Source organism: Nocardioides sp. LHG3406-4 (assembly GCF_049897745.1).
GTDB lineage: Bacteria > Actinomycetota > Actinomycetes > Propionibacteriales > Nocardioidaceae > Nocardioides.
In genome coordinates, this window is record NZ_JAFCWV010000001.1 from 101702 (window position 1) to 127234 (window position 25533).

28 protein-coding genes are annotated in these 25533 nt (G+C 70.9%); 11 read left to right on the top strand and 17 right to left on the bottom strand.

Annotation, left to right across the window (positions count from 1 at the left end; translation table 11 throughout):
- Positions 1 to 156 precede the first annotated feature (156 nt).
- The gene (locus ACP7BP_RS00440) at positions 157 to 1539 is read right to left on the bottom strand and encodes an MFS transporter (RefSeq protein ID WP_426241439.1); all 1383 of its coding nucleotides are present in this window, start codon (positions 1537 to 1539) and stop codon (positions 157 to 159) included.
- Between the two features lie 253 nt (positions 1540 to 1792).
- On the opposite strand from ACP7BP_RS00440, the gene ACP7BP_RS00445 reads away from it, so the two are divergent.
- On the top strand, positions 1793 to 2398 hold the full coding sequence (locus ACP7BP_RS00445) for an NADPH-dependent FMN reductase (protein WP_426241441.1): 606 nt from the start codon (positions 1793 to 1795) through the stop codon (positions 2396 to 2398).
- 20 nt (positions 2399 to 2418) lie between these two features.
- On the opposite strand, the gene ACP7BP_RS00450 is transcribed toward ACP7BP_RS00445, so the two are convergent.
- A complete protein-coding gene (locus ACP7BP_RS00450) occupies positions 2419 to 3051 on the bottom strand; it encodes a TetR/AcrR family transcriptional regulator (RefSeq protein WP_426241443.1) in 633 nt (210 codons plus the stop codon).
- Positions 3052 to 3189: 138 nt separating this feature from the next.
- Here ACP7BP_RS00450 and ACP7BP_RS00455 point away from each other — a divergent pair, with 138 nt between their 5' ends.
- The gene (locus ACP7BP_RS00455) at positions 3190 to 3699 is read left to right on the top strand and encodes a DUF4863 family protein (protein WP_426241445.1); all 510 of its coding nucleotides are present in this window, start codon (positions 3190 to 3192) and stop codon (positions 3697 to 3699) included.
- Positions 3700 to 3797: 98 nt separating this feature from the next.
- Positions 3798 to 4490 (top strand): nitroreductase, encoded by a 693-nt coding sequence (locus ACP7BP_RS00460; protein ID WP_426241447.1) that lies wholly within the window; start codon positions 3798 to 3800, stop codon positions 4488 to 4490.
- Positions 4491 to 4536: 46 nt separating this feature from the next.
- On the opposite strand, the gene pcaC is transcribed toward ACP7BP_RS00460, so the two are convergent.
- The 5 genes from pcaC to pcaH are packed head-to-tail and all read right to left on the bottom strand — an operon-like array spanning position 4537 to position 8243.
- Positions 4537 to 4920, bottom strand: a complete 384-nt coding sequence (gene pcaC / locus ACP7BP_RS00465) for a 4-carboxymuconolactone decarboxylase (protein ID WP_426241449.1) — start codon at positions 4918 to 4920, stop codon at positions 4537 to 4539.
- A complete protein-coding gene (locus ACP7BP_RS00470; protein WP_426241450.1) occupies positions 4910 to 5704 on the bottom strand; it encodes an alpha/beta fold hydrolase in 795 nt (264 codons plus the stop codon). Before ACP7BP_RS00470 ends, pcaC begins: the two co-directional genes overlap by 11 nt.
- Complete coding sequence (locus ACP7BP_RS00475) at positions 5697 to 6908, bottom strand: lyase family protein (protein ID WP_426241452.1); 1212 nt, start codon at positions 6906 to 6908, stop codon at positions 5697 to 5699. Before ACP7BP_RS00475 ends, ACP7BP_RS00470 begins: the two co-directional genes overlap by 8 nt.
- Positions 6905 to 7486, bottom strand: coding sequence for a protocatechuate 3,4-dioxygenase subunit alpha (gene pcaG / locus ACP7BP_RS00480; RefSeq protein WP_426241454.1), 582 nt, complete (start codon positions 7484 to 7486; stop codon positions 6905 to 6907). Before pcaG ends, ACP7BP_RS00475 begins: the two co-directional genes overlap by 4 nt.
- Entirely contained in the window at positions 7479 to 8243 is a 765-nt protein-coding gene (pcaH, locus tag ACP7BP_RS00485) for a protocatechuate 3,4-dioxygenase subunit beta (RefSeq protein ID WP_426241456.1), read from the bottom strand. The genes pcaG and pcaH overlap by 8 nt, the downstream gene beginning before the upstream one ends.
- A 70-nt stretch (positions 8244 to 8313) precedes the next feature.
- Here pcaH and ACP7BP_RS00490 point away from each other — a divergent pair, with 70 nt between their 5' ends.
- Positions 8314 to 9096 (top strand): IclR family transcriptional regulator, encoded by a 783-nt coding sequence (locus ACP7BP_RS00490; RefSeq protein WP_426241458.1) that lies wholly within the window; start codon positions 8314 to 8316, stop codon positions 9094 to 9096.
- 147 nt (positions 9097 to 9243) lie between these two features.
- Entirely contained in the window at positions 9244 to 11304 is a 2061-nt protein-coding gene (locus tag ACP7BP_RS00495) for an FG-GAP-like repeat-containing protein (protein WP_426241460.1), read from the top strand.
- Positions 11305 to 11316: 12 nt separating this feature from the next.
- On the opposite strand, the gene ACP7BP_RS00500 is transcribed toward ACP7BP_RS00495, so the two are convergent.
- From ACP7BP_RS00500 to ACP7BP_RS00520, 5 genes are all read right to left on the bottom strand, one after another.
- Entirely contained in the window at positions 11317 to 12624 is a 1308-nt protein-coding gene (locus ACP7BP_RS00500; RefSeq protein ID WP_426241462.1) for a DUF2088 domain-containing protein, read from the bottom strand.
- Positions 12625 to 12691: 67 nt separating this feature from the next.
- Positions 12692 to 13282, bottom strand: a complete 591-nt coding sequence (locus ACP7BP_RS00505) for a TetR/AcrR family transcriptional regulator C-terminal ligand-binding domain-containing protein (RefSeq protein ID WP_426241464.1) — start codon at positions 13280 to 13282, stop codon at positions 12692 to 12694.
- 83 nt (positions 13283 to 13365) lie between these two features.
- On the bottom strand, positions 13366 to 13692 hold the full coding sequence (locus ACP7BP_RS00510) for a nuclear transport factor 2 family protein (RefSeq protein WP_426241466.1): 327 nt from the start codon (positions 13690 to 13692) through the stop codon (positions 13366 to 13368).
- 32 nt (positions 13693 to 13724) lie between these two features.
- Complete coding sequence (locus ACP7BP_RS00515; protein WP_426241468.1) at positions 13725 to 14621, bottom strand: SDR family oxidoreductase; 897 nt, start codon at positions 14619 to 14621, stop codon at positions 13725 to 13727.
- 55 nt (positions 14622 to 14676) lie between these two features.
- Complete coding sequence (locus ACP7BP_RS00520; RefSeq protein WP_426241469.1) at positions 14677 to 15423, bottom strand: SDR family oxidoreductase; 747 nt, start codon at positions 15421 to 15423, stop codon at positions 14677 to 14679.
- 413 nt (positions 15424 to 15836) lie between these two features.
- Between ACP7BP_RS00520 and ACP7BP_RS00525 the strand changes: the two genes are divergently transcribed.
- On the top strand, positions 15837 to 16241 hold the full coding sequence (locus tag ACP7BP_RS00525) for a YkvA family protein (RefSeq protein ID WP_426241471.1): 405 nt from the start codon (positions 15837 to 15839) through the stop codon (positions 16239 to 16241).
- A gap of 193 nt (positions 16242 to 16434) precedes the next feature.
- A complete protein-coding gene (locus ACP7BP_RS00530; protein WP_426241473.1) occupies positions 16435 to 17112 on the top strand; it encodes a LuxR C-terminal-related transcriptional regulator in 678 nt (225 codons plus the stop codon).
- Positions 17113 to 17637: 525 nt separating this feature from the next.
- Here ACP7BP_RS00530 and ACP7BP_RS00535 read toward each other — a convergent pair.
- The 5 genes from ACP7BP_RS00535 to ligD (ACP7BP_RS00555) all read right to left on the bottom strand — a co-directional run bounded on the left by ACP7BP_RS00535 (position 17638) and on the right by ligD (ACP7BP_RS00555) (position 22224).
- Entirely contained in the window at positions 17638 to 18279 is a 642-nt protein-coding gene (locus ACP7BP_RS00535) for a signal peptidase I (protein WP_426241474.1), read from the bottom strand.
- Between the two features lie 107 nt (positions 18280 to 18386).
- Entirely contained in the window at positions 18387 to 19589 is a 1203-nt protein-coding gene (locus tag ACP7BP_RS00540) for a histidine kinase dimerization/phospho-acceptor domain-containing protein (RefSeq protein ID WP_426241476.1), read from the bottom strand.
- Positions 19582 to 20286, bottom strand: coding sequence for a response regulator transcription factor (locus ACP7BP_RS00545; RefSeq protein WP_426241478.1), 705 nt, complete (start codon positions 20284 to 20286; stop codon positions 19582 to 19584). The genes ACP7BP_RS00540 and ACP7BP_RS00545 overlap by 8 nt, the downstream gene beginning before the upstream one ends.
- A gap of 79 nt (positions 20287 to 20365) precedes the next feature.
- Positions 20366 to 21259, bottom strand: a complete 894-nt coding sequence (ligD, locus tag ACP7BP_RS00550; protein WP_426241480.1) for a non-homologous end-joining DNA ligase — start codon at positions 21257 to 21259, stop codon at positions 20366 to 20368.
- Entirely contained in the window at positions 21256 to 22224 is a 969-nt protein-coding gene (gene ligD, locus ACP7BP_RS00555; protein WP_426241481.1) for a non-homologous end-joining DNA ligase, read from the bottom strand. The genes ligD (ACP7BP_RS00550) and ligD (ACP7BP_RS00555) overlap by 4 nt, the downstream gene beginning before the upstream one ends.
- A 56-nt stretch (positions 22225 to 22280) precedes the next feature.
- Here ligD (ACP7BP_RS00555) and ACP7BP_RS00560 point away from each other — a divergent pair, with 56 nt between their 5' ends.
- The 4 genes from ACP7BP_RS00560 (at position 22281) to ACP7BP_RS00575 (ending at position 25472) form a co-directional block, all read left to right on the top strand.
- Entirely contained in the window at positions 22281 to 22652 is a 372-nt protein-coding gene (locus ACP7BP_RS00560) for a nuclear transport factor 2 family protein (RefSeq protein ID WP_426241483.1), read from the top strand.
- A 120-nt stretch (positions 22653 to 22772) separates the two neighbouring features.
- Positions 22773 to 23726: a Ku protein gene (locus ACP7BP_RS00565; protein WP_426241485.1), complete on the top strand. Its 954-nt coding sequence runs from the start codon at positions 22773 to 22775 to the stop codon at positions 23724 to 23726.
- Positions 23727 to 23805: 79 nt separating this feature from the next.
- A complete protein-coding gene (locus tag ACP7BP_RS00570; protein ID WP_426241486.1) occupies positions 23806 to 24183 on the top strand; it encodes a YciI family protein in 378 nt (125 codons plus the stop codon).
- Positions 24183 to 25472 carry an RNA polymerase sigma factor gene (locus ACP7BP_RS00575; RefSeq protein ID WP_426241487.1) on the top strand — a complete coding sequence of 430 codons (1290 nt, stop codon included), beginning with the start codon at positions 24183 to 24185 and terminating at the stop codon, positions 25470 to 25472. Before ACP7BP_RS00570 ends, ACP7BP_RS00575 begins: the two co-directional genes overlap by 1 nt.
- Positions 25473 to 25533 lie beyond the last annotated feature (61 nt).

Sequence of the window (25533 nt, forward strand, 5' to 3'; positions counted from 1 at the left end):
CCGGGGCCGCCACCCGCCTGCGTCGTCGTCACGCCGCCCAGGTCCCGGCTGCTCTTTCGCCGCCATTGGCCCTCAGATCACCTCAGAAGACGCCTCGACGCCGGCGCCTGCCCTGAGGCAAGCGCCGGCGTCGAGCGGCTCCGCGTCGCGTCGCGGCTACCGGGTCCGGCGTGCGGTCTCGGCAGCGACCGGCGAGGCGAACATGTCCCCGCGCCGGACACCCTCCACGAAGGTGTCGACAGGACGCACCGCGTCGGCAGGCGCCGCACGGGGCGCGTCGTCGCAGATGTCGACGTGCTGGGTCTCCGGGATCGCCAGGACACACGCGCTGCTGATCACGCCCAGGGCGGCGAGGTACATGCCGACACCCATTCCGCCGTACGCCTGGGTGAGGCTCGGCGCGATGATCAGCGGAATGGCGCCGCCCAGGATCCCGGCCAGGTTGTAGCCCATGCCGGCACCCGTGTAGCGGTACTTCGTGCGGAAGAGCTCGGGCAGGAGGGTCGCGGCGCAACCGTAGGGGATGCCGAAGGGCACGACCAGGACCGCGATGCCGACGACGAAGCTGGCGGTGTTGCCCGGCTCCATGACCAGGAACGCCAGCGGACCGGCGAAGATCGATGCGACGGTGCCGACCAGGACCACCCGCTTGCGTCCGAACGTGTCGGCTGCCCGCGCAGAGGCGACCACGGTCGCGCAGAGAAGAAGCCCGGCGAAGCTGCCACCGACCAGGACGGTGGTCCGCGTCAGCCCCAGGACCCCCACGCCGGGTGCGTTGCCGGCGTAGCTGGTGAGGTAGACCGAGACGACGTAGAAGAACCCGAAGCTCATCGTCAGGGCCCCGCCCGCGAGCAGCATGCGGCGCCACTCGAAGCGCACCGCCTCGACGATCGGGAGCTTCACGATCTCGTCGCGGTCGCGGGTCGCCGTGAAGGCCGGCGTCTCCTCGATCTTGAGCCGGATGTAGAGGCCGACCATCAGCAGGACCCCACTGAGCAGGAAGGGGATCCGCCAGCCCCAGCTCGCGAAGTCGGCCGGGCTCAGCGTCAGGCTGGCCGCGAGGAAGGTGCCACCCGAGAGCGCCATCGCGATGCCCGCGCCCAGCTGGGGGAACATGCCGTAGAACCCTCGCTTGTGCGCGGGGGCGTACTCCGCGGTCAGCAGCGCGGCGCCGGCCCATTCACCGCCGACCGCCACTCCCTGGGCGGCCCTCAACACGACGAGCAGGACCGGCGCGACCCAACCCCAGGTCGCTGCGGTGGGCACGACACCGATCGCTGCCGTCGAGACGCCCATGATCGTGAGGGTCGCGACGAGCGTCTTCTTGCGACCGAGGCGATCCCCGAGGTGCCCGAAGAAGATGGCACCGAGCGGCCGGAAGAAGAAGGCGACCCCGAAGGTGGCGAAGGACGCCACCGTGCCCGCGGACTCCCCCAGGGCGGGGAAGAAGAGGGGACCGAACACCAGCGCGGCCGCGGTCCCGTAGATGAAGAAGTCGTAGAACTCGATGGTCGTGCCGACCAGCGAGGCCCCGGCCACGCGGCGCAGCATGCGCCGGGACGTGAGCGGGCGAATTTCAGACGTTGCATGGATGGCCATGGGCGATCAACTTTCGTGGAGGAGGACTCGCCGGTCCTCGTGGATCGCGACGGCTGCCAGCCCCCGGTCAGACACCGCCGGCCAGCTGAGCCGGTTGTGTCTGTCCTGGTGTCGCGCATCACAGACGCTAGGCCGATGATTACGTTACAGTCAAGACCTGTAACGTAACTTTCCGCCGAGCGAGGACCCACCTATGCCTGTCACCCTGCCCATCGTCCAGGTCATCATCGCCAGCACCCGCCCTGGGCGCGTCGGCCCCGCCGTCGCCGCGTGGGCGGCAGCCAAGGCGGAGGCCCTCGGCAGCTTCCAGGTCGAGGTGGTCGACCTGGCGGACGCCGGCCTCCCGATGCTCGACGAGCCCAACAACCCGCGGGCGCGCACCTACACGCGGCCGCACACCCACGCGTTCAGCGACGTCATCGACCGGGCCGATGGCTACATCATCGTCATGCCCGAGTACAACCACGGTTACAACGCCGAGCTCAAGAACGCGATCGACTACCTCTACCACGAGTGGACCAACAAGCCGGTCGGTCTCGTGACCTACGGCGGCATCGCCGGTGGCGCACGGGCCGCCCAGGCCATCAAGCCCGTCCTCGCGGCCGTGAAGCTGATCGCCCTGCCCGACGACGTCCCGATCCCCCTGGTCTCCAGCTTCATCCACGACGACGGCCAGGAGCGCACCTTCGTGCCCAACGCTGCCATCGACGGCGGCATGGACCACCTGCTCGGCTCGCTCGAGACCTGGGTGTCGATCTTCCGGGACGCCTCGTCCCTGCAGGCGGCGAACGCCTCCTGAGGGCGGGGGCGACGGCCGTGCTAGGCGGCGTCCCCCGGGACGGCGATGGCCGGCCAGATCGTGGACGAGAGGCGCTCGGCCAGGCCGTCCGCGTGGTCGTCGTTGCGAAGGAAGGCAGCGAAGTACGCGCCGAAGCACATGGTGGAGATCGTGCGCACGTCGACGTCGTCGCGCACGTGGCCGCGTTCCTGCAGGCTGGAGAGCACCCCCTCGAGCAGCCTCACCCGCGGCTCCACCGCGTGCTCACAGACCATCGCGAGGAGCTCGGGAGTACGCCGGACCTCGGCCATGAAGTTGCCCATCAGGACCATGGCATCGGGGTTGAAGTAGCACGGGTCCAGCCGCTTGATGGCCTCGGTGAGCGCCTGCTGCGGCGGCACGTCCTCCAGGCTGGTGGTCGGGTAGGAGTTCCGCTGAGCGCGAAAACCCCAGTCCAGAGCGTCCATGACGAGGTCGAACTTGCCCGGCCAACGCCGATAGACCGTCGGTCGGGTCACGCCCGCATCGGTGGCGATGTCCCCGATGTTCATGCGTGAGTAGCCGTCCTCGACCAGCCGACGGCGGGTCGCGATGATGATCGCCTCGTCGAGCTCCGGATCCCGCGGTCGTCCCCCACGCTGAGCGCTCGTCTGCGGCGCGTCGGTGTCGCTCATGGCCACGATCATCCCCTGTTCGCAAAGATTGTTACGTTACAGTCATTGACTGTAACGGAAGTCCGCTCCTACAGTCGACCTATCCCCGAAGGCTAAGGGCCGATCCCTTCGAGACGCCCGCTAGGAATGGAGTACATCGTGGACGCACAACGCGAGCTCATCGAGCGAAGCATCCCCTTCCTCACCGAGCTGAAGAACAGGACCGCCGGCGAGACCCTCGAGGAGTGGCTCAACACCAACTACGCGCCCGGCTCCGACTTCTACGACAACGTCTCCCGGCTGATCACCCAGGGAGTGGCGGACGGATGGGCGGCCAACATCGAGGTGGACGGCCCCCACTACCGGCGCAGCAGGATCGCCGACCCGAGCGAGGAGCTGCACTACTTCAGTATCACCGCGGTGTACATGGACAGCGTCGCGCCGTTCCGCGGGCAGTACCACCAGCACCCCTACGGTGAGCTCAACATGGTGGTCCCCCTCGACGAGGGAGCGGAGCTCGCGGGCCCGCGGGGATGGTCCGGTGCCGGCTGGACCGCGCCGGGCCCGGGCAGCCATCACTACCCGGAGGTCCGGGGTGGCGCACTGATCGCGTTGTTCTACCTGCCCGCGGGCCGCATCTCCTATGACATCGAGGCGCCGGCGCAATGATCAGCGCGATGAGTCCGACCCTTCGCTGCGAAGAGCAGGATCGCCTCTCGAGCCCCTGGGGAGAGCCCGCCGTCGAGGACCAACCAGAGGACGCGGTGATGCCGTCCCCGTCCGAGGGCTGCACCGTCGAAGAAGCGCTCCTGGGCCGGCACAGCGTGCGGGCGTTCCTGCCCCGGCCGGTCCCCCGCGACCAGGTCGAGCGCCTCCTGGGCCTCGCGGCGCGCTCGGCGAGCAACTCCAACATCCAGCCGTGGCACGTCCACGTGCTCACCGGTGCGAGCAAGAAGCGGCTGAGCGCGGCGATCCTCGAGGCGCTGGTCGCCGAGGGTCGGGGCGAGGGCGACTACCCCTACCAGCCTGCGCCGGACTCGTGGCTGGAGCCGTTCAAGACCCGCCGCCGAACCTTCGGGGAGAAGCTGTACGGCGAGACGCTGGGCATCCCCGCGACCGACACCGAGTCCCGCGAGCTCTACCGTCGACGCAACTACGACTTCTTCGGCGCCCCCGTGGGCTTGATCCTCACGGTCAGCCGTCACCCGCAGCACAGCGCGCTCATCGATGCCGGTCTGTTCCTGCAGGCACTCATGCTGGCGGCCCGGAGCCTCGGCCTGGACACCTGTGCCCAGGCATCGTTCCTCGACTTCTCCCCGGTGCTACGACGGGAGCTCGACATCCCCGACGATCACATGGTCATCTGTGGCGTGGCGCTCGGCCATGCCGATACGACGCACCCGCTGAGCCGTCAGCTGACCTCCCGCGAGCCCGTCGAGTCGCTGGCGACCTTCCACTGAAGCACCCGCCGAGGCAGGCGTTCCCGTCCTCGGAGGCCTGGGCGGCTCACTCCTCGCCCTGCATCTCGTCGAGGACCTTCTGCGCCACGGCGAAACCGTGGTTCGCGATCGGCACGCCGCAGTAGACGGCGCTCTGCAGGATCACCTCCCCGATCTCGCCCTCGGTGAGTCCGTTGCGGCGTGCGGCGCGCACGTGCAACGCGAACTCCTCCCAGTTGTGCAGCGCGAGCAGGGCAGTCAGCGTGGCGACGCTCCGGGTCCGCCGGTCCAGGCCGGGACGGGTCCACACCGAGCCCCAGGCATACCGGGTGATCAGCGCCTGGAACTCCTCGGTGAAGGCGGTCTTCCTGGCCTCGGCGCGATCGACGTGGGTGTCGCCGAGCACCTCGCGGCGCACGCGCATGCCGTCGGCGTACGGGTCAGTGGTCATGGGCACTCCTGAGGTGTGAGAGCAGGGCGGCGGCTGTCCCCGCGGGATCCTCCGCCGCGGGCAGGTGTCCGCATCCGGTGGCCACCGAGAACTCGCCGTCTGGGACGGCGTCGGCCACCTCCCGGACCGACGAGGTGGGCACGACGACATCGAGCTCCCCGGCCATCGCCAGGACCGGGACGCGCGCCTCCCCCAGCCGGTCGCGGACGTCGAACTCGGCGAGGGCGTCACAGGCGAGTGCGTAGGAGTCCCGGTCGGCGTCCATGAGCGAGAGCAGCAGCTGGTTGGCGGTCTCGGGGTTGCGCTCGATGTAGCCGGGGGCGAACCATCGCTCGGCCGACCCGGCGACCATGATCGGCGTCCCGGCCGTGCGGACGAGCCGGCCCCGCTCGCGCCACATCGCCGACTCACCGATCTTCGCGGCGCCGGCGATGCAGGCGACCTGGGAGAACGGGCCTGGCTCGAGGGCGAGCTGCAGCGCGACCGCGCCGCCCATGGAGACGCCCGCGTAGGCAACCCGGCGCCCCTCGGCGCCGGCGAGCTGCCCGGTCGTCTTCCGGACCGCCCCGGCCAGGTCTGACACGGCGAACGGCTCGGTGGCGGCCTTGCTTCGCCCGTGGCCGGGGAGATCCCATCCGACCACCTCGAACCGGTCGCCCAGGTGGCTGGCGGCCTGCGCCCAGAGCGCGCCGACCGAGGTCCCGAGTGAGGGGCCGAGAACGAGCAGCGGGCCCTGCCCGACGGTGCCGGCGAGATGGCTGAACGTGAGGTCGAGGTCAGCCATGCCGGCCGCCCTCCGAAGGCATGCGTGCCAGTACGACATCCACGAAGGCCATGCTCGAGCCGAGGTACGCCGCCGGGTCGCCCGGCGTGCCGCGCTCGGCGAGGAGGTCGGCGGCGGCGCGATCCGCGCGCTGCCTCATGACCTCGGTGTCGACCTCCAACCCAGCGACGAGCTCGGCGCTCTGGGAGGTGGCCGTCACGGTGAGCTGGATCAGGCGCCGCAGCGCCGGCCACTCGCTGTGCCAGGCGCCGTCGGGCCGCTCGTCGACGGCTTGGGCGGACGCGAGGTGGAGCTGGGCACCGAGCATCGGGGCCTGGAGCGCAGCGCTGCGGACCAGCACGCTCAGCACGGGGTTCTGCTTGTGGGGCATCGTCGAGGACCCACCTCGCCCCGGCACCGGGCGCTCGCGGACCTCTCCGAACTCCGGACGAGCCAGGAGCGCGACGTCGGTGGCGATCACGCCGAGCGCGTCGCTGACCGTGACCAGGGCATCCCCGAGGCGGGTGACCGGGCCGCGACGGGTGTGCCACGGCAGGCCGGGCCAGCGCAGCCCGAGCTCGGCGGCGAAGGCCTCCGCCGCGGCCACCGGATGCTCGGTGATCTCCCCCGCGAGCGCGAGCGTCCCGGCGGCACCACCGCACTGCACCGGCAGGCCCGCCCGGACCACGCTCAGGTCGTGCGCGGCATCCAGCACGCCCGCCAGCCACTGCGCGGCCTTGAGCCCGAACGTCACGGGGACGGCGTACTGCGTCAGGGTCCGGCCGGCCATCACCGCACCTCGGTGCTCGTCGGCCAGCGCCGCCAAGGACTCCGCGACCAGCGCGAGGGCCGAGCCGACCCTGTCGAGGGCGCCCCGCGCGATGAGCATCAGCGCCGTGTCGAGGACGTCCTGGCTGGTGAGGCCCCGGTGCACGACGCGTGCCAGGCGCTCGTCGTCGCAGGCGACACGCAGCGCCCCGACCAGCGGGACCACGGGGTTCCCGGCTGCCTCCGTCTCGGCCGCCAGCGCTGCGAGGTCCGGGCGGAAGCCGGCGATCACGCTGGTGACGTCGGCGAGATCCTGCGAGGAGACCGCCTGCGTGGTCGCGAGCGCGCTCACCCAGGCGCGCTCCACCTCCAGCATCGCGCCGACCAGGGCGTGGTCGTCGGCCAGTCCGGCAGCCCGGTGCGAGCCGGGCACGAGAAGCCCGAGGTCTTCGCTCACAGCTCGCCGTGCCGGGGGAAGGTGAGGAACGTGGTCTCGAGATCACCCTGCAGATGCACGTCGAACCGCAGGTGGCCACCGTGCGGCGATCCCTCGTCCCCCGGCTCACGCGTGGCGACGAGGGTGGCGCGCCGCTCCTCGGGCAGCGCTGCGAGGAACGGGTCCTGGTCGAGGTCCGGCCCGGGGAGATAGATGCGGGTGAAGAGCCGATCGAGCAGCCCTCGGGCGAACACCGTGAGGGCGAAGAACGGTACGGCGCCCGGCCGGGTGGGGCCGGGCTCGACGGTGGTGAACGAGTAGCGACCCCCTGCGTCCGTGGCAGCCCTCCCCCAGCCGGTGAACGCGGTGCGGCCGCCGATGGACCCCTCCACCGAGGAGATGCGCCCGAAGGCGTCGGCCTGGCGCAGCTCCAGCAGCGCGTCCGACACCGGGTCGCCCGCTCCGTCGTACACCGTGCCGTGGAGCTGGATCGCGCCCGTCGAACCCGGGGGCACCAGGGAGGCTCCACCCTGGAAGGGCAGCGCGTAGTGGAAGAACGGGCCGACGGTCTGGCCGGGAGTGGGGCTCAGCTCACCCATGGTCGGCCTCCCGCTCGAGCGGCGTCATGTGCGAGCCGGTCAGGACGACGTCCCACCGATACCCCGTGGACCACTCGTGCACCGTCTTGTCGTGGTCGTACGTCGCGACGAGCCGGTCGCGGGCCGCCTGGTCAGGGATCGACTGGTAGATCGGATCGAGGGCGAGCAGCGGATCGCCCGGGAAGTACACCTGGGTGACCAGTCGCTGGGTGAACTCCCGGCCGAACAGCGAGAAGTGGATGTGCGCGGGCCGCCAGGCGTTGTGATGGTTGCGCCAGGGGTACGGTCCCGGCTTGATCGTGGTGAACGTGTACGTGCCGTCGTCGTCGGTGAGGCAACGGCCGGCGCCCACGAAGTGCGGGTCCAGGGGCGCGGGATGCTGGTCCCGCTTGTGCACGTAGCGCCCCGCCGCGTTGGCCTGCCAGATCTCGACCAGCTGGTTGCGCACCGGTCGGCCGTCGCCGTCCAGCACCCGGCCGGTGATCACCAGGCGCTCCCCGATCGGCTCCCCCTGCGGGTGCAGGGTCAGATCGGCCTCCGTGGGGTCGATGTCGGAGTGCCCGAACACGGGAGCGAGCAGCTCCACGTCCTCGGGGTCCACGCTGCGCCGCGCCTTGGTGGGGTGTCGCAGCTGCGAGCTTCGGTAGGGCCGGAAGTCCAGCCGGGGCCCGGTGGTCGCCGCCGTCTCGGTCTGGATCCGTTGGATCTCCTCGCTCACCAGAGCCTGGGAGTCGAGCGTCAGTTCCTGTGTCGTCACGCCGCCATTCTGCGTGGCTCGGAGGCGGCAGGAGTAGGGTCGCTTTCCACTCAGTGGAAAGGCTTGAGCGATGGCCGGCAACACCTCCCAGCCCGGCGCGACGGTGGTCTCTCGCACCTTGGCCCTGCTCTACGCGTTCGACGAACGGCATCGCCACCTGACGCTGTCGGAGCTCGCTCGCCGGGCCGACCTGCCGGTGGCGACCGCGCACCGCCTCGTGGGCGGGCTGGTCGCCGGGGGTGCGCTCGAGCGCGGGAAGGACGGGCGGTTCAGCGTGGGTCGACGCCTGTGGGATGTCGGCCTCCTCGCGCCGGTCCAGTACGGCCTCCAGCAGGTGGCCTCCCCGTTCCTGAACGACATCCATGCCGCGACGCGCGCGACAGTCCATCTCGCGATCCGCGACGGCATGCAGGTGCTGTACGTCGACCGTCTCTCAGGCCGAGCGTCCGTGCCCATCGTGAGCCGGGTCGGGTCGCGGCTGCCCCTGCACGCGACGGGGGTCGGCAAGGTGCTCCTGGCCCATGGGCCCACGGACGTCCAGGAGGCGGTGCTCGCCGATCTGCGGCGGCTGACGCCGTACACGATCATCCAGCCGGGCCGGCTCCGTCAGCAGCTGGAGCGCGTGCTTCGGGACGGCTATGCCACCACGGTCGAGGAGATGAGCCTCGGTGCGTGCTCGATCGCGGTGCCGATCAGGGTGCAGCCCGCCGACGACGAGGAGGACGGAGACGTCGTGGCCGCTCTCGGCATCGTGGTCCCGTCCCTCGAGGGCGAGCTGACCCGGCTGTTGACGGCGCTGCAGGTCGGCGCCCACAGCATCGGCCGCGTCCTGCAGCGGGCGCCGTCTCGCTGACGGCAACGGGCGCTGTCGAGCCCTCGGGCGAGGCCCCGGATCTTTTTCGCCGAATGGCTGAAAGCAAGGATCGGCCGGTGGTCTACTGACTGCGTCAGACCGATGCTCGGGGAGGGGAATCGGCGCGCCCTTCCGCTAGGAGTAATCGTGTTTGCACGTTCAGCAAAGTCGCTCCGCCGACCCGCGCGCTGCGCGCTGATGCTTGGCCTGGCGTTCGCCATGGTCCCGGCGATGACGACGGCCGCACAGGCGGCGCCGGTGACGTTCCAGGCCCCGGCGGTCTACCCGGTGGGTGATCAACCGGGCGCCGTCGCCACCGGGGACCTGGACGGTGACGGAGTCCTCGACCTGGCGGTGGTGAACCGCACCGCCGGCACGGGAACGATCAGCATCCTGATCGGCACCGGCGACGGCGGGTTCGCCCCTCAGGTGACCTATTCCGCAACGGCCATCCCGGGCTGGTTGGAGCTGGCGGACCTCGACGACGACGGCGATCTCGACCTGGTCTACATGAGCATCCTCGCCGGCGCGGCGGTGAGGCTCAACGCCGGAGACGGGACCTTCGGGCCACCCGTCCCGGTCATGATGCCCGCCAACCCCGCCGGGCTGGTGGTGCGGGACCTCAACGGCGACGCGGTCCTCGATATGGCCGTCGGGAGCAGCAGCAGCCTCAGGCTCACTGTCACGATCCTGCTCGGCCACGGCGACGGCACGTTCGCCGGCGGGACGCCCACCGACGCCGGCACCCGGTCGAGCGATCTGGCGGCCGGGGACCTGGACGGCGACGGCGATGCCGACGTGGTCCTCAGCGCCGGACCCACCGGTGGATCCACGGGCCGGGTGCTGCTCGGCAACGGGGACGGCACGTTCGCGGCGCCCGCGACCTTCGCCACCAGCGGCCTTCCGCGATCTGCGGCGATCGGCGACGTCAACGGCGATGCTCTTCTCGATGTGATGGTCGCTGCCGGCACCGGGATCGACGTGCTGCTCGGCAACGGCGACGGCACCCTGGACCCGGCCGTGCCCTACGCCGCCGGCACCGCACCGCAGGAGGTGGTCGCCGCCGAGCTCGACGGCGACGACATCCTCGACCTCGCCGTCACCGATCCAGGCAGCGACACCGTCTCGGTCCTGGTCGGCAACGGCGACGGCACCTTCGACTCTTCGGTGACGTTCGCCAGCGGCGACGGCGCGCGAGGGCTCGCCACCGGCGACCTCGACGACGACGGCGACCTCGACCTCGCCGTGAGCAACAACCTCGCCGACACCGTCTCGGTCCTCCTGCGGACCAATCCCGCCTTCGCCGCGGACCCCAGCAGCAAGGGATTCGGCGCCTATCTCGTAGGAAGCACCTCCCCGGCCCAGACGTTCACGGTCACCAACACCGGCGAGGAGCCGATGTCGCTGGGGACCGCCTCGATCGCGGGCCAGGACCCTGACCAGTTCGCCATCGGCACCGACACCTGCACCGCACAGACTCTTGTCCTGGCCGCGACGTGCAGCGTCATAGTGACCTTCACGCCCACTTCGGCAGGAGCCAAGAGCGCCGACCTCCGGTTCCGTCACGACGCCCCCGGGCGAGTGTCGAACGTGCCGCTGACCGGCACCGGCAGCGCCGCCGACGTGCCCGACGCCCCGCTGCCTGATGCTCCTTCACCCGACGGCGACGGCGACGGCGTCCCCGACTCCCGCGACAACTGCCCCGCGGCCGCAAACCCGGGCCGGGCCGACACCGACCATGACGGCGTGGGCGACGCCTGCCAGACCCCAGCAGCGGACCCCGCTCCGGCAGCCCGCTGCCATGGCGAGGACGCCACCATCGTGGGCACCCTCGGTGCCGACGTCCTTCGCGGGACCCCGGGGCGCGACGTCATCGCCGGGCTCGGCGGCGACGACCGCGTCGTGAGCCTCGACGGGGACGACCTGATCTGCGGCGGCACCGGCGACGACCGCCTCCAGGGAGGGCGCGGAGCCGATCTGGTCATCGGCGGCGCCGGCGCCGATGAGCTCAGGGGTGGCAGCGACGACGACCGACTCGTGGGCCGCAAGGGCGACGACTCCCTCACCGGCGGCCGCGGCGCCGACCGGTTGACCGGCAACCACGGCCAGGACCGGCTCGGCGGCGGCTCGGGCAAGGATGTGTTGGCCGGCGGGCCGGCCACCGACGAGCTGGCTGGCGGGCCCGGAGACGATCGCCGCCCACACTGACCTCTGCCTGAGCTAGGCCCACCCGCCCAGCTGTCCGCCTGAGCCGAAGAGCGTCGCCTGCTCACCCAGGTCGTCGTAGCTGTGTGCTTCGGCGAGCAGCGACTCGGTCACCATCAGATCGTCCAGATGCAGGGTGTCCCGGATCCGAGCGATGCGCAGCCGGCTCGGGTCGGAGACGTCGCAGGTGAGTACGGCGGCAGCCACTGCATCGGCGTCGTCGGCGAGCGTGATCGGGATCTGGGCGCGCTGCACTCCCTGCGACCCGGCGGTGAGGGTGTTGGCGTACGTCGCGGCCAGGTCGACCCCGGCCAGAGCGCGTTCGGGGATGAAGTCGGCCAGACCCAGACCGATCGCGTTCCCGTGCGACTGGGGCGTGACCTCGAGGCAGACGATGTTGGTGATGCGCGGAGTCGGGATCTCGGGCATGCCCCTGACCATCCGGCGACCGATCACGTTGGTGTCCATGCCGGTTCCGGAGAAGTTCTTGCCCATCGCGTCCACGATCAGCACGTCCAGCTGGTCGAAGGGCAGTCTGGGTTCGTACCGCTTGGCCTGGACGAGCAGTTCGGCTTCACGGTCGCCGCCGATGCCGTCGGGCGCGACGAACTCGACCACGGCCAACTCCTTGGTCTCACTCTCGACCAATGCGATCCCACCGAGGACCGGCTTGGTCGCGCAGATGTGCCGGGCCGCCGCCCGGATGCGGCGCTCGATCTGGGTAGGGCCGATCCGGTGGAGCTCCTCGGCGCCGTGCTGCTTGCCGAATCCGATCGCGAGCATCTTCGCCAGGCCCGACTCGAGCTGACCGCTGAAGGACGTGTGGCTCTTCAACCGGTTGGTCAGCACGATGTGGTCGGCCTGCGCGGCGTACGCGTCGAGGGCGACCTCCACGTCGTCGGCGAGTCCGAGCGGGACCGTGTCCATCGTGGCGCGGACCGGGGCACCGACGGCCTCCTCGGTGACCCCGAGCCAGGCGAGCGTCTGGCGTTGACCGTCCGCGTCGGCACCACCGTGCGAGCCCATCGCGGGGACGATGAACGGCTCCCCGCCCTGTTCCCGCACTGTGCGGACGATGCCGGCCACGACCTCGCCGATGTGGTTGATGCCGCGGCTGCCGACCCCGATCGCCACGCTGTCGCCGGGGCGTACGACGCCCACATGGGGTCGCAGAGCGGCGTAGGCCCGCTCGGCAGGGTCGCCGACCGGTGGGGCTTCGGGGGTACGGCGGCGCAGCTGGTGCAACGACAGGTTGGGGACGCTGCGTCCGAGGATGTCCGCGAGTCGCGGGGCCTTCAACTGGGGTGCGACGAAGTCAGGCATGTCCGCTCACATGAACTCGAGGTCGCCCAGATGGCCTGCTGCACGGTCCGGGCGGGCCTCGATCATGTCAGGATCCGTCGGCGATCCCCCGGAACAGGTTGTCGACCAGCGCCTCCAGGAACTCCTGGTTCACCGGCTCGTCGGGGATCAGGAGCCGGTGGTAGACCGCCCCCCACAGCTGGTCGACGAGCACCTGCACGTCGACCCCGGCCCGGATCTGCCCCAGCTCCTGCGCGCGCGACAGCCGCTCGCCCGCGATGCGCCGTCGCTCCGAGGAGTAGAGCGCCCGGTACGACGACGCGAGATCGGCATCGGTCTGAGCCTCCCCGATCAGCTGGGTGAGGAGCCTGCCGCCGGCGGTCCGGGTCATCACCCGGGCGAAGGCCCGCAGCTGGGTGAGCAGATCGGTGCGGATATCCCCGGTGTCGGGGAAGGCCAGGCTGTCCTCGACCGCATGGAAGTACCCGTCCAGGGCGAGCGCACCTCGGGAGGGCCACCACTTGTGCAGCGTGGTCTTGCTGACGCCCGACAGCCTCGCCACGCGCTCGATGGTCAGGCCCGCCATTCCCTCGTCGAGCAGCAGGTCACCGACCGCTCGCAGCACGTCGGCTCGGACCGTCTCGGCCGGACGCCGTCCGCGACCCCGTCGCTCGGGCACGCTCACCCCCTCGGTCGACACAGAGGACCCCTCTTGGTGGCGGTTGGCCGGTTCGGTTCTCGCGGAACGAGTCGGGCCTCCGCTCATCCGCTGATCTCCAAGCTCGCGATCCGTCCCTCCCGCAACCGGAAGGTCAGCGGGGACGTGCCGTTGTAGCCGTTTCCGCTCACCCGGACCTGCGCCACGTAGGTGTCACCTGCAGCGACCTCCTCGACACCCAGCAGGTCGAAGTGAGCCTGCACGCCGATGTTGTCGGTGGAGTCCCACGCCCGGACACCGTCGTGTCCGCGGAACTCGCGTCCCCAGTCATTGAGGTACGCGTCGTCGGTGAAGGCAGCGACGAAGGCGTCGGAGTCACCGGCGTTGGTGGCGTCGATGAACTCGCGGATGGCGGCGGGAGTGTCGGACATGGGGCTTCCTTTCGAGGTTCCTGGAGGGTTCGTCATGCCCCGGACACCTGCAACAGGTCGCCCAGGTCGACTCGGGTCAGGAACTCGCGACGGATCCGGTCGGCGACGTCGGAGACCTCCTCCGAGCCGTCGTTCGCGGGGTCGATGTGCACCCGGAAGGGCCGCTGCCCAGCCGGGAGAGCGACGATCCGGGCGATCTCCTCCGACACCATCGAGGCGTCGGCGTCGGGCGGGGCCAGCGCGGCCAGCTTGGTGGCGACCTGGTCCATGAGACCGGCGTACTTCGTCTCGTAGGCGGCTTCCACCTCCTTGTCGTCGGGGCGACCGGAGTGAGCGAAGTGGTTCGTGCCGCTGGTGAAGGACCCGGGGACGACGATGGAGGTCTCCACGCCCCAACGTGCCAGCTCGCCGGCGTAGCTGACCGCCAGGGAGTCCATGCCGGCCTTGGCGGCGAAGTAGGGGGCGAGGTAGGGCGGGGTGCCGCCCTTGACGCTGGAGCTGGACACCCAGAGGACCAGTCCGGCGCCGCGTTCACGCATGCTGGGCAGGACCGCCCGGTTGACGCGCTGGGTGGAGAGCACGTTGATGTCGTACAGCTCGGCGAGCTGCTCGGGCGTGAACGCCTCGGTGGGGCCGACCACCATGTGCCCGGCGTTGTGGATGAGTACGTCGATCCGGCCGTGCTCGGCAAGGACCTGTTGCGCTGCGGCGTCGACGGACTCCTGGAAGTTGACGTCGAGCTCGATGGCGCGCAGGTCGACGCCGTGCTCGGCGGCGTAGGCCTGGGCGGCCTCGACCTGGGGGGCGTTGCGGTCGGTGGTGTGCCGCATCCCGGCATAGACGGTGCTGCCACCGCGCGCCAGGGCGCGCGCGGTCAGGGCGCCGAACCCGCTGGAGGCGCCGGTGATGAGGATGATGTTCGTGGACATGACGGGTCTCGCCTTCGTGGGGTGAAGAGGACGTGGTGGAGGTCGGTGCGGCGGCTCAGGCGATTCCGCCGTTGCTGTAGACGACCTGACCGTTGATCCAGCGTGCGGGCCCGGCGAGGAAGGCGACCGTCTCGGCCACATCGGCCGGGGTGCCCAGGCGCTCGAGCGGCGAGAGCTTCGTGAGCATGTCGATGGTCTGCTGGTCCTTGCCTTCGAGGAAGAGCGGCGTGCCGGTCGGGCCGGGGGCGACCGCGTTGACGGTGATGTCGCGACCGCGCAGCTCGCGGGCCAGGATCAGGGTCATGCCCTCGACGGCGGCCTTGCTGGCGACGTAGCCCCCGTAGGTCGGGTGCTGCAGGCGGGTCTGGCTGCTCGAGACGTTGATGATGGCGCCGCCGCTGCGCAGCCTGTTCGCGGCCAGCTGCGAGACCACGAAGGTGCCGCGGATGTTGGTGCGGTGCATCCGGTCGAGATCCGCGAGGTCGAAGCTGGCGATCGGCTTGAGGATCATGATCCCGGCGGTGTTGACGACGACGTCGACTCCGCCGAAGGCGGCCTCGGTCGCGTCGAAGGCCGCGGCCATCGCGCTCTCGTCGGCGACGTCGCCGCCGACCGTGATGGCGTCGCCGCCCGCCTCGCGGACGGTCGCGGCCAGCTTCTCGGCGTTGGCGGAGTTGCCGGCGTAGTGGATAGCGACCGCGAAGCCGTCCTGGGCCAGGTGCTCGACGACGGCGCTGCCGATGCCGCCGGACCCTCCGGTGATAAGGGCGACGCGGCGGTCAGAGGTGGTGGTGTTGGTCATGGTGACTCCTTGGCTGAGGGATGAAGTTATATGGACGACTCGTACATATAACCACACATATGTCCGATTCGTCCATATGTTGCCGCCGACTCGGCACGAGGCCGCGCGGACCAGTCGCTCGCCGGACGATGCCCCACCGCCCGAGCACGGCGTGCACGCCCGGCTGACCTGGCGCCTATCTCGCAGTTGACCCGGCGCCTCAGCCCGTGGCAAGGGCCTGGTCAGGAATACCGAACACCAGACCTCGCTACGTGGGCGTGTGCGGACGCACCCTTCCTCACGAGCCCACAGCCTCGACCGTTCGCCGCCACGCTGTCCCGCCGGGGGCAGCTCCCTACGGTGAACAGCCCCCTCGGCAGGGTCGAGGCCGGTGGATACTGACTGCCGGGCTCGACTCAGAAGGGACGCCTCCAGTGCTGCACAACTGGCTGATCGGCGCAGGTGTCGCCGCCGGATGCGCCCTGGTGAGCTGGGCGGCGCTCCTGGTTCTCGCCCGCCGCCTGCCTCCGGGCATCCTGAGGGAGCTCGCCGCGTTCATACCCGACTGCGTCACGACGGTACGCCGGCTCCGCAGGGACCCGCGGGTACCGCGCCGCGCGAAGATCGCGATCGTCATCGCGGGGATCTGGGTGGCCAGCCCGATCGACCTGATCCCCGAGTTCATCCGCGTCATCGGCCCCCTCGACGACGTCGTGGTGGTCGTCCTGGCGCTGCGGTACGCCGGGCGGCAGGTCCCGCGTGACGTGCTGCTCGCGGCATGGCCCGGCGAGCCCCGCCTGATGCGACGCCTTCTCGGGCAGAGCGGTCCGAGAGGATGAGGCCCCGGAAGAGGAAAGTCGCCTAGCGGCGGCAGCGGCCCTCACCCGCAGTTGAGCTGACCCTCGGGCACGTCGCTCACCGCGTCGCAGGACCGACGCGTCCGGACTGGAGCGTTCGGCCGCGATCTAGGCGGGCGACCCGTAGCATTCGCTGCACGTGGGAGACGGTCTTCACGTCCGGAGAGGGTCAGGCATGCGCACTCAAGGAGCACGCATCTGCATCGTGGACGACCACGCCCTCTTCGCGGAGTCGTTGCAGATCGCCCTCGAGCTCGAGGGACACGAGGTACGCCGCATCCCACTGCCCAAGGCCCTGCACGCGGCCGCGACGCTGCTGCCGACGGTGCTGCGCTACAAGCCCGACATCATGCTGCTCGACCTGGACCTGGGGAACGCCGACGGCGCCGCGCTGATCGAGCCGACCACCCGCGCGGGCACCGCTGTCGTCGTCGTGACCGGCAGCACCGACCGTGCGCGCTGGGGCCTCTGCATGAGGTACGGCGCCCGCAAGGTGCTGCCGAAGACCGGACCCCTCAACGACATCCTGGCCACCATCCGCCGCATCTCCGAGGGCCGCACCGTCACCACGGCGGAGGAGCGCGACGAGCTGGTGCGCTTCTGGCAGGACGAGCGGCGCGAGGTGCAGGAGCTCCAGGAGCGCCTGGCCCGTCTGACCCCGCGGGAGTCGGCCGTGCTCGGCATGCTCATGGAGGGGCAGCAGGTACGCGACATCGCCACCCGCAGCACGGTCTCCGAGGCGACCGTGCGGACCCAGGTGAAGTCGATCCTCTCCAAGCTCGAGGTGACCTCGCAGCTGGCCGCGGTCGGGCTCGCCCACCACGCGGGCTGGAACGCGCCGCAGAGCTCCTGAGTGTGCTCGGCCACGAGGTCGGTGACACTCCGGGCGGGCTGTTGAGCTAGAACGATCGCCGTGCTCCGCCGGGCAGAGCACCGCGGCCAGGACTGGACCGGACCCGCGCTCGGTGTGCCGGCCCGGACCGTGTCGCGAGAGGCTCCCCGCCTGCGCCGGCATTTCACCCGGGCCAGGAGCTACTTCGACAAGCACCGCATCGGGTTGATCGAACGGTTGATCACCGACAACCGCTTCTCTACTGACGATCCACCGACTTCACGGACGCGGCGCTCGGCGCCAGACACGGATCATGAAGCCACCCTGCCCGACCCGACAGGTGCTCTTCCGCCGGGCAGAGCGCCGCGGCCACGACTGGACCGGACCCGCGCTCGGTGTGCCGGCCCGGACCGTGTCGCGAGAGGCTCCCCGCCTGCGCCGGCATTTCACCCGAGCCAGGAGCTACTGCGATCACCGACTTCACGGACGCGGCGCTCCGGCCCCAGGCGCTTGATCGTGAAGCCGCCCGGGCCTCGACCGTGGCGGTCAGTGACGCACGGAGGACGGCTTGTCGGCCGCGGCCGTGCGCGTGGCCGGAACCTCCGGGCCGTCGGCCGGGGGCGCACCGACGGTCGGGGACGTGCCGGGCAGGCGGCGGCTGCGGCGCCGGTCGGCGCCGTACAGCTCGCTGATGCTCAGCAGGGCGATGATGGCGGCGGGGACGCCGATGGCGACGATCCGGGTGGCCCGGTCGGTCAGGGCGATGAAGGCGTAGCCGGCGTACGGCACGGAGGCGACGACCCGCGGCTGGGTCGAGCCGGTGAGCTTGAAGGTCCACGGGTCGACCTTCGCGTTGGCGTCGCCCTTGGTGCGGAACTCGTCGCCGTCGATGCTCACGATGCGGTGGGTCACGAGGCTCGTGACGCCGGACTCGGCAGGCGGCTGATAGGTGATCGTGTCGCCCACCTCGAGCTCGGACACCGGGACGGTCTGCTCGAAGACCACCGAACCGCGGTCGTAGGCGCCCGCCATGGAGCTGCCCGTGATGACGTAGCGGGAGAAGCCGAAGGCAGCAGGCAGGATGAAGCCGAGCGCCACGAGCATCACGACGAGGCACAGCGCGTTGACGGCGATGCGCCGCGTGCGACTGACGCGGCGCCGCCGGTTGAGGCTGATCTCGGTGCTCACAGGCGTGCTCCGGGGCGTTGTTGCTCATGCTGCTTGCTGACACTGCAAACCTAGGCGGCGACGGTCCACACGCGAACCACGACTCGTCCACCGTTGGGTAACAGATGTCAGCGGCGGGGCAGCAGGATCTCCACCCCGGACTCACTGAGCACGTCGCCCGAGAGCCGACCGCCCAGCGCCTCGACCATCGCCTGGGCAGGGTCGATCTCGGACGGATCCCCGGGCTTCGTGCCGTTGCGGGGAAGGCCCCCCTCGATCCGGATCCTGACGTGCTGGGCCTGGCCGGCGAAACGCAGGCTCACCGGGCCGGCCGCGGTCGAGGCGACGTCGGCCAGCACGTGGTCGAGCACCTGCTCGACCGGGCCCGGGGTCAGCCGCGCGTCACCGCCCCCGTCGACGTAGGCACGCACCTCGACGGTCTCGGGCAGCTCGTCGCGCCAGTGCTGGGCGATGCGCGAGCCGAGCGCCGCCAGAGTGATCTCGGCCCCGGCCACGAGGCTCCGGCCGCGGGTGAAGTCGAGCAGGTCGTCGACCACGGCGTCGAGGCGCTGCACCTCGCCGACGCAGCGGGTGGCCGTACGCCGTACGTCGTCGGCGAGATCCGGGCGCAGCGACAGCTCCTCCAGCTCGAGCCGGATGCCCGTCAGCGGCGTGCGCAGCACGTGGGAGGCGTGGTGGAAGAAAGCCCTGTCGCGCTTGATGGAGTCCTCGAGCCGCACCGAGCTGGCCCGCAGGGAGGCGGCGATCGTCGCCGCCTCGGGGATCGACGACTTCGGCAGCTCGAGGTCGAAGCGCCCTCGTCCGAGAGCCGTGGCACTCTCGGCCAGGGCCACGAAGGGACGGGACAGATAGCCCGCGAGCAGGAAGCCGACCGCTCCCGCGAAGAGCAGCAGCATGAGCAGCAGCGCGGCGAGGGCGCCGACGTTGCGCCCGAAGATGTCGTCGATGACCGTGCTCGACTGGCGGACCGTCACCATCGTCTGGCCGACCGTCTCGCGCCCGACCGTGTCGCTGGCCCTGTCGGCCGTCTCGTAGCCCGCGCCTGTGACCAGGACCCGCGGGAGGCCCTCCCGGTCGACGGTGATGGCCGTGCGATCGACGGCCAACGGCTGGAGGATCGTCGTGGTCACCGGGTCCCCGGCGCGCTCGGCGTTGCCGACCATCACGGCCACCAGCTGGGCCGTCCGGTCGAGGGTCGCGGCCTCGCGCTCCTCGACCAGGTCACGGAGCGTGAAGGCACGCACGACGCCTGCGACGAGGAGCACGACGACGACGAGGAGCACGAAGGCGACGGTCAGCCGCTCACGCATCGTCGGTGCTGCTCTCCAGGCGGAACCCCACGCCCCTGACCGCTACGACGCGATCGGTCGCGCCGGCATCCTCGAGCTTCTGCCTCAGTCGACCGATGGTCACGTCGAGCGTCTTGGTAGAGCCGAACCAATTCTGGTCCCACACCTCGGTCATCAGGTGCTCGCGCGAGACCACCTGGTCCCGGTGGCTGGCGAGGAGGGCCAGCACGTCGAACTCCTTGGTGGTGAGCGCGATCTCGTCGTCGTCGAGACGGACCCGGCGGGCGCCCTCGTCGATCCGGAGACCCGCGGCCTGGAGGGTCGAGTGGGCGGTGAGCGCCGCCCGGCTGGGCAAGCTGCGCCGCAGCAGTGCCCGCACGCGCGCCTGGAGCTCCGCGAGCCCGAACGGCTTCGAGAGGTAGTCGTCCGCGCCGTAGTCGAGCCCGACGACACGGTCGAGCTCGCCGGCCCGCGCGGTGACGATCATGATGCCGCCCGAGAAGCCCTGGTCGCGCAGCGCGCGGCAGACGTCGAGGCCGTCCATGTCGGGGAGGCCGAGGTCGAGGATGACGAGATCGACCTCGTGCTGGGCGACGTGCTCGAGCACCCGGGCACCCGAGTCGAGCCAGGTTACGACATGACCTTCGCGTTGAAGGGTGCGAACGAGGGGGAAGGCGATGTCTTCCTCGTCCTCGACGAGGACCACCTGATGGCCCATGACATGCAGCATAGGCGGGAACGTATCGTCACACGCGGGTCTTGGCCCACTCGGTCGGGTCGTCCGCGCGGGTGGGCGCTCAGGAGAAGAGGTCGCCCAGATCCGCGACCCGCTCCAGGACCTCCTCGAAGCGGAACTGCTCCAGTGCCAACGGGTCCTCAGCGCCCGCCTCGACCTCCGACCAGGTGAGTGGCGTCGCCACGGTGGGCGTCTCGCGCCCCCGCAGCGAGTACGGCGACACGGTGGTCTTGCTGCCGGCGTTCTGGGACCAGTCGAGGAACACCTTCCCGCCCCGGCGGGCCTTCGTCATGGTGGCGGTCACGAGCTGCGCGTGCTCGCCCTGGAGCTCCTCGGCCACCTCCTTGGCCAGCGCCGTCGTGCCGTCGCTGTCGAGCTTGCCGGGCATCGTGGCGTACAGGTGAAGGCCCTTGCTGCCGCTGGTCACCGGTCGCACCTCGAGGCCGCGCTCGTCGAGCTTCTCGCGCACCATCAGCGCCACCTGGCAGCACTCGTGCAAGCCCGCGGGCTCGCCGGGGTCGAGGTCGACGACCAGCCGGTTGGGCTTGCGGACCTTGCCTGCCCTGGTGACGGTCCACTGGTGCACGTGCAGCTCGAGCGCCGCCAGGTTGACCAGCCACGTCAAGGTGGCCAGGTCGTCGACGATCGGGAAGACGAGCGTGTCGGACGTGTTCGTGCCGGCTCGGGAGCCGGTCGTCGGGACCTCTGCCGTGCGCACCCAGCCGGGCGTGCCGGCGGGGATGTTCTTCTCGAAGAAGCTCTTGTCGGCCACGCCGTGCGGCCAGCGGATCCGGGTGACGCAGCGGTCCCGGACGTGGGGAAGCAGCACCCCGGAGACCTGCGCGTAGTAGTTGAGCACCTCGCCCTTGGTCGTGCCGGTGCGGGGGTAGAGCACCTTCTGGAGGTTGCTGATCTTGAGGGTCCGGCCCTCCACCTCGACGTGGACGTCGTTCATGAGGTGCCTCCATCGTCGGGAGCCAGGTCGTCGGGGCTCAGGTCGTGGCGCACCCCTTGGTACGACGGCTGGCGCAGCCGGTCGTAGCCCAGCCCGTGCGTGTCGATGTCGACCACGACCACCGGGTCGACCCAGGTCGTGCCGAGCGCGTCGACGCGCGGCACCTCGTCGGCGAACGGGCTCCGGGCCCGCGTCAACGGGGCGAGCAGCTCGGTGAGCACCCGCGCCGTCGCACCGGCGATCCCGCTGCCGACCCGGCCCCGGTAGGCCAGCCCCGCAGCGGTGGGCTCCCCCACCAGCAGCGCGGCCAGCCGGTCGGAGGTGCCGACCTGCGGGCGCCAGCCGCCGACGACGAAGGACCCGCGGTGGCGGTGCGCCAGCTTGCGCCAGTGCGGGGTACGGGCGCCGAGCTCGTAGCGCGAGTCGCGACGCTTGCTGACCACGCCCTCGAGTCCCTGCTGGCGGGTCGCGTCGAACAGCATCGCGCCGTCGTCGTACGCCGCGGGCACCTGCCAGGTGGTCTCGGCGAGGTCGAGACCGGCGAGCTGCTCACGGCGCCGCTCGAGCGGCTCGCGGGTCAGGTCGCGGCCGTCGAGCCGCAGCAGGTCGAAGACCATGAAGGTGGCCGGGATGGTCGTGGCGAGCCGGCCGGCCTCGGTGGCGTTGCGCAGGTGCATGCGGTGCTGGAGCACGCGGAAGTCGGGCAGGCCTCGGTCGTTGAGCGCGATGACCTCGCCGTCGAGGAGGAGGTCGCGCTCGCCGAGCGGTGAGCTGCTGAGCTCGGGCCAGGCCGCGGTCACGACGTTGCCGTTGCGACTGAACATCCGCGAGCCGGCCGCGGCGGCGTCGAGCAGGATGCGCACGCCGTCCCACTTGACCTCGTGCAGCCACGCGTCACCGGCGGGCACGTGGTCGCCCTTGGTGGCGAGCATCGGGCGCAGCCCGGAGGATGAGGTGACGGCCATGGCCTCATCATGCCGGGTACGGCGCGAGTGTCGGCGGCGTCTGCGAGGCTCGCGCGATGAGTGACCACGAGCAGACCATCCGGCGCTACTGGCAGTGCGCCGAGGAGCGTGACTGGGAGGGCTTCGCGGCCGTCCTCTCCCCCGACGTCGTCTACGACATGTCCCAGACCCGCGAGCGCGTGATCGGGCGCGACAACTACGTGCGTTTCAACGTGGAGTACCCCGGCGACTGGCACCTGGCGGTGCGCCGGGTGGTGGCCGACGAGCGGGGCGGGGCCAGCTGGCTCGACTTCACCGTCGGCACCGAGACGATGACCGGCATCTCGTTCTTCGCCTTCGACGACGACGGCCTGGTCGCAGCCATCGACGACTTCTGGCCCGAGCCCTACGATCCGCCAGCGCGGTCCGACATGGTCGAGCGCTACTGACGGCGCAGGCCCCGCTGTCCGGGACGCCAGCGCATACCCCGTTCAGGCGAACCGGCAGCCTGGCAGATGCGGTGGCGACCGTTGTCCGGCGATACTGGCCCGACACGATCGACTGGAGGTATGAGCATGCGCGCGATCTGGAAGGGCAGCGTGTCCTTCGGCCTGGTCTCGGTGCCGGTCAAGCTGTACGCCGCCACGGAGTCCCACGACGTCTCGTTCCGGCAGGTCCACGCCAAGGACGGAGGCCGCATCAAGTACCAGCGCGTCTGCTCGATCGACGGCGAGGAGATCGCGTACGCCGACATCGCCAAGGGCTACGAGACCGAGGACGGCGAGATGGTCATCCTCAGCGACGACGACCTGGCCGAGCTGCCGTCGGCGTCCTCCCGCGAGATCGCGGTGGAGAAGTTCGTGCCCACCGACCAGATCGACGCGATGCTCTTCGAGAAGAGCTACTACCTCGAGCCCGAGAAGACCGGCGCCAAGGCCTACGCCCTGCTGCGCCAGGCGCTCAAGGACGCCGACCGGATGGCCGTGGTGACCGTCGCCCTCCGCCAGCGCACGTCGATCGCGGTGCTGCGCGTGCGCGACGACGTCATCGTCCTGCAGACGATGATGTGGCCCGACGAGGTGCGCGAGCCCGACTTCAACGTCGAGGCCGGCGACGTCAAGGACACCGAGGTCAAGATGGCCCACATGCTCGTCGAGACGCTCGCCGGGGACTTCGAGCCGTCCGAGTTCGAGGACGACTACGCCGGCGCCGTCGAGGCGCTCGTCAGCGCCAAGATCAAGGGCGGCGAGGTCAAGAAGACGGCGACGTCGACCAAGACCTCGGGCGAGGTCGTCGACCTCCTCGCGGCGCTGCAGAAGTCCGTGGCCGCGGCCAAGACCGCGCGTGGCGAGAGTGACGGCGCCGACACGGGCGACGAGGGCGACGACGAGAAGCCTGCGAAGAAGGCGGCGGCCAAGAAGGCAACGCCCAAGAAGGACGCCCAGAAGACGGCCGCCAAGAAGGCCAAGAAGGCACCGGCGAAGAAGGCGGTCAAGAAGACGCCCGCCAAGAGGGCCAGCTGAGTCGCCGGTCGATGTCGAAGCCGCCCGTCGCCGTTCGACGTACTCGCGACAACAGCCACCACACAGGGAGGTAGCCGCGATGCGCTACATGGTCTTCGTCAACATGCGTGAGGACGTCGGAGGGCCGCCGCAACCACTGGTCGCGGCGATGAGCGAGTGGATGCACGAGGGGTTCGCCAGCGGCGTGCTCGTCGACACCGGCGGGCTCTACGCCACCGCCGACAGCATCGAGTACGTCGTGCGCGGCGGCCAGGTGACCACGACCGACGGTCCCTTCGCCGAGGCCAAGGAGGTCGTCGGCGGCTACGCCGTGGTGGAGGTGCGCGACGACGACGAGGCCGGCGAGCTGGGCCGCCGGATGGCGGCGCTCCACCTGGACCACTGGCCGGGCTGGGAGGGCGCGATCCAGGTCCGCCGGATCGCCGGCCCCGACGAGGGACCCCCGCCGCGTGACTGATGCCTGACGCCGCTCCCGACTCCGCCCCGGATCGGGCGACCCGTGCCGTCACCGCCGTGTGGCGGCGCGAGTCGACCCGACTGGTCGCGGCGTTGGTGCGGATGACCCGTGACGTCTCGCTGGCCGAGGACCTCGCCCAGGACGCCTTGGTGGCAGCGCTCGAGCAGTGGCCGGCCGAGGGCGTCCCTGCCAACCCCGGTGGCTGGCTGATGTCGGTCGCCAAGCGGCGCGCGATCGACCAGTTCCGCCGCAACGCGAACCTGCGTGACAAGACCGCCCAGCTGGGGCACGAGCTCGAGGAGGCGACGATGCCCGACTTCGAGGCGGAGGTCGACCACATCGAGGACGACGTCCTGCGGCTGATCTTCCTGACCTGCCATCCCGTGCTCTCCCCCGACAGCCGGGCCGCCCTGACCCTGCGGCTCGTCGGTGGGCTCAGCACCGCCGAGATCGCGCGGGCCTTCCTGGCCCAGGAGAGCGCCGTGGGCCAGCGGATCTCGCGCGCGAAGAGAACGCTGGCCACCTCGGGCGCCTCCTTCGACCTCCCGACCGGCGAGGAGCGCACCCAGCGCCTCGACGACGTGATGTCGGTGATCTACCTGATCTTCAACGAGGGCTACACCGCCACCTCCGGCGACGACTGGATCCGGCCCGACCTGTGTCACGAAGGCATCCGGCTCGCCCGGATGCTCGCGGCGCTCGAGCCCGCGAGCCCCGACACCCACGGGTTGCAGGCCCTGCTCGAGCTCCAGGGCTCACGCACTCACGCCCGCACCACCGGCGACGGCACGCCGGTGCTCCTGGAGGACCAGGACCGCGCCCGCTGGGACCACCTGCTCATCCGGCGCGGCCTGGCCGCGCTCGACCGCTCGATGGCGCTGAGCCAGCGCACCGGCCGGCCGATCGGCGTCCTCACTGTGCAGGCCCACATCGCCGCGTGCCACGCCCGCGCAGCCTCGCCGGCCGAGACCGACTGGCGGCAGATCGCGGGCTGGTACGACGCCCTGGCGGCCGCGGCGCCGGGGCCCGTGGTCGAGGTCAACCGGGCGGTCGCGCACGGTCGCGCCTTCGGACCTGACGCCGGACTGGCGGTGCTGGACGCGCTCACGGTCAGTGGCGGGTCCACGGTGCTGGCCGGCTCGCACCTGCTCCCGAGCGTCCGGGGCGACCTGCTCGAGCGTGCCGGGCGCCGGGCCGAGGCGGCCGCCGCCTTCACCGAGGCCGCGGCCCTCACTGGCAACGGCCGCGAGCGCGAGCTGCTCACCCGACGCGCGGAGCAGAACTCCTGACCGACGGTGTCGAAGACGGGGTGTGCCATTCGACGACTTCACGAACGCCACTCGAGACCAG